Origin of the sequence: Planktotalea sp., from assembly GCF_018607965.1 — a bacterium.
GTDB lineage: Bacteria > Pseudomonadota > Alphaproteobacteria > Rhodobacterales > Rhodobacteraceae > Planktotalea.
This window is the reverse complement of the sequence record NZ_JABBAM010000107.1, coordinates 1-3,125: the sequence shown is the minus strand read 5'-3', so window position 1 is coordinate 3,125 and position 3,125 is coordinate 1. Positions and strand designations below refer to the sequence as shown.

4 protein-coding genes are annotated in these 3,125 nt (G+C 49.7%); 1 reads left to right on the top strand and 3 read right to left on the bottom strand.

What is annotated here, in order from left to right; translation table 11 throughout:
• A partial coding sequence (locus tag QZ279_RS10020; protein ID WP_293450419.1) for a hypothetical protein occupies nucleotides 1-246 on the bottom strand: 246 nt, incomplete at its 3' end.
• Between the two features lie 174 nt (nucleotides 247-420).
• Between QZ279_RS10020 and QZ279_RS10015 the strand changes: the two genes are divergently transcribed.
• Nucleotides 421-1,044: a thiamine phosphate synthase gene (locus QZ279_RS10015; protein ID WP_293450417.1), complete on the top strand. Its 624-nt coding sequence runs from the start codon at nucleotides 421-423 to the stop codon at nucleotides 1,042-1,044.
• Here the strand turns inward: QZ279_RS10015 and QZ279_RS10010 are convergent.
• Both QZ279_RS10010 and QZ279_RS10005 read right to left on the bottom strand, forming a co-directional pair.
• Entirely contained in the window at nucleotides 1,041-1,859 is an 819-nt protein-coding gene (locus tag QZ279_RS10010) for a DUF2059 domain-containing protein (RefSeq protein WP_293450415.1), read from the bottom strand. The two genes, QZ279_RS10015 and QZ279_RS10010, sit on opposite strands and share 4 nt — an antisense overlap.
• Nucleotides 1,860-2,418: 559 nt before the next feature.
• Nucleotides 2,419-3,039, bottom strand: coding sequence for a cyclic nucleotide-binding domain-containing protein (locus QZ279_RS10005; RefSeq protein WP_293450413.1), 621 nt, complete (start codon nucleotides 3,037-3,039; stop codon nucleotides 2,419-2,421).
• Nucleotides 3,040-3,125 lie beyond the last annotated feature (86 nt).

Genomic DNA, 3,125 nt, shown 5'->3' with positions numbered 1-3,125 from the left:
CTCTGCCATCGCTCTCGCTGCAACCGTCATCTTTTGATTATGAGTCCTGACCCTAAGCACCTCAAAGACCAGCGCCCTCATATGCCCGCGCCGCGCAACGTCGGCTTTCTTAGCAATCCGCACCTCTGGCAACTCCACCCCACGCATCACCAATAACGCCTCAAAATGCGCCAGCCCATCCAGCTTGCCGCTTATGATCTGCTTGCGCAACGCCAGTAGCGCGCCATTTATCGACTTGGCCTGCATACCCGCATTATGGATTCACAGCGCTCAGTTTATAAGCTAGATTGTTGGTGCGTTTGATACATAAGGCCGGATATTTATGGAGAGAGGAATGTTAAGGGTTCGGGAGTCTGCGCGTGGTCAAATTGGAATGGGCGCCATATAGGAGACGAAACAATGAACATCGGAGGGCTACACATGTCTGATATCGAGCAACCACAGCTATATTTGATCACACCACCAGAGTTTGAATTGGATGTGTTCCCTGCCCTTTTAGGTCAGGTTTTAGACAGCGCTAAAATCGCTTGTGTTCGTCTTTCGCTGGCGACGCAGGATGAAGACAAGATCTGCAAGATGGCAGATGCTGTTCGTGAGATCACCCACGCGCGCGACGTTGCTTTGGTGATTGATGAACATATCTTGCTTGTTGAAAAGCTGGGTTTGGATGGTGTTCACTTGGGTGATGGCGCACGCCGAGTTGCCAAAGTGCGTAAAATGCTAAGCGAAGATGCGATTGTCGGCGCGTTTAGTGGAACATCGCGCCACGACGGCATGAGCGCAGGTGAAGCTGGCGCGGACTACGTCAGCTTTGGCCCCATCAGTGAAGCCGCCCTTGGCGACGGAGAACGAGCCAGTGCGAATTTATTTCAGTGGTGGTCAGACGTGATCGAAGTGCCCATCGTTGCCGAGGGCGCACTTGATGCGCAAGCTTTGGAAATGTTCGGGCCCATTACGGACTTCTTTGCACTTGGCGAGGAAATCTGGAGCGCCGCGGATCCTGTCGCCAAAGTTCAACACATCGTAAAGATGATCAGCGCTTAAATTTCTTCAGCTTTCATTGCGCGTGCGGCTGCAAGGCCGAGCGCGTAACTGATATCGCTGTACATGCTATCAAAACCCTCAAACAACGCTGCGGTAAGTGCTGCACCCTCTTTGGTCTCAGTCAGCAGTGTGTAGGTTTCTAATTGCCCCAGTTCTAAAGGCGCATAGGCCATGATCAAGAAGCCATAGAGCCAATCGCGCGTCTCTGAGCGTGTCTCGTCTTCTTGCGCCCAAACGTCTGTCAGAATCTCATCCTCGGTCAACTCGAACGCGCCGCCATCGACCAAACCTCGGTAAAATTGGATGTTTGAATTCAAGGCACCAACAACATTTGCTTCCAATAGATCACCGGCTTTGACAAACTCATCAACAAGCACGAATGCGTCATCGCGCGCCATTTCATAGGCACGTGCCTGTTCTTTTGCCGCTTCCTCTATTGCGCTGTCCATCATCGCTTCGCGCGCGGAAAGTTCCAAGTTTACGATTGTTCTTCCCTCTGGCGTTGCGAAGAATTGCTCAAGTGGTGTCAAATCAACGCCTTCCAACGCTGCGCCAAATCCACGACGCACAGAGGTTTGCATCGCGTCTGTATCATAAATGCGAGCAACCAAAGCAGCCCAACTGTCAGAGTTTCCACCTGGCAACATTTCATCACCCAGCTCGACACCGTACGCGCGGCCCTCTTGCTGCATCAGCGTGACCATGCGTTCCATTCCAAGCGTCGTCAAAAGCCTATCAGTTGCTTCGCTGGCGCTGAAAACGGATGGCAGAATGACAAGCAAGAGACTTGCGAGAGCAATATGAAACCGATCCATGGTAACCTTTCACAGTGTTGACTTGATCAGATACTACTCAGACCATTGTACTAAGCCAATGCATGCTCTCAACACAAAATCGCGATTCCTAAACAAGGCCCCACAATTGGGTTGTCCTTTTGTGCCTGTCCTGTTTTCGGAGCACAATCCACTCGACGTAACCATGTAGGAGTGGTCGAACGGGACGGTTTCGAAAATCGTTGAGCCTTCATAGGTTTTGAATTCCCGTGGCTGCGCCACTGCGGCGATCCACTGCGTTTTAGTCTACGGCATTTACCCCTCAATTTCTCACAATCTAAAATGAACAACTGTGAATTTGTTCAAAGACAGTTGGAAAATGTGAGATGAATGAGGTGTTGTATCGCAGGTTCAGGAACGCAGATGCGTTCTTCAGAAGCGCTCAGGACACCTTAAGACTGCAGCGTAAACTTGGTAAGTTCACCGGATCAACGCAAACCATGCGTAAAAACACTCTGCTCGTGTTTGTATTCCAGCATACTTCATACACACACTTAGAAACCCAAATTCGCTTTACGTACACGCAGTAAAAAACGTGTCTTCAATACCCTAATTCGCGAAGAAGCGCGGTTGTCTCGGTTAGTCGACGTGCCATGTGTCGCGCTATCAATTTGTGTAATTTCACAGTTGCTCTTAGATCCTTTTGATCGGCTTCGGCAATCCGTTTCATATCAAGGCGAATAAGCTGTGCAGAACCCTGCGCAATGATGTTGGCAGAGCGGGTTTGACCACGATAGTGAGCGAACTCACCAATCAGAGACCCCGCTTTGATTTTTGCTACAGTTTTCGAGACACCATCTGGCTTTGTAATTGAAACAAGCAACTTACCAACGGTAAAAAAATATATTTCCTCGGATTTCGCACCTTGCTCGATCAGGATATCACCTGCTTCAAGGGACACCTCAGTCAGGTACTCTTGCAAAGCCTGCGAACTTAGAACTTCGTGAATTTCAGTGCTTAAATGGTGTTCATCTATACCTTCGCCACCCTCACTTATCATCGCGTTTTCGACATGTTCTAAGGCTTGGTGCAAACTTGTGTAGCGCGGTGCTGTAAGCTGCTTTGAGAGCTTTGCAGGCTCGGATGCCGCAAGACGATCAAGGCCCAAAATCAGTATCGAGACCTGCTTGGTGTCGCAATCTGCGACGACGCGTTGTAACATATTCCACGCGGACACATCGATGCCATTGACGTGTTCAATTCAAAAATAACACAGTTACCAAACATACCAAAGCTTGATCGCACATC

What these genes read in the sequence shown, in the direction of transcription:
- QZ279_RS10015 (WP_293450417.1), top strand. Translation starts at nt 421, where the DNA reads ATGTCTGATATCGAGCAACCACAGCTATATTTGATCACACCACCAGAG.
- QZ279_RS10005 (WP_293450413.1), bottom strand. Translation starts at nt 3,039, where the DNA reads ATGTTACAACGCGTCGTCGCAGATTGCGACACCAAGCAGGTCTCGATA.
- QZ279_RS10010 (WP_293450415.1), bottom strand. Translation starts at nt 1,859, where the DNA reads ATGGATCGGTTTCATATTGCTCTCGCAAGTCTCTTGCTTGTCATTCTG.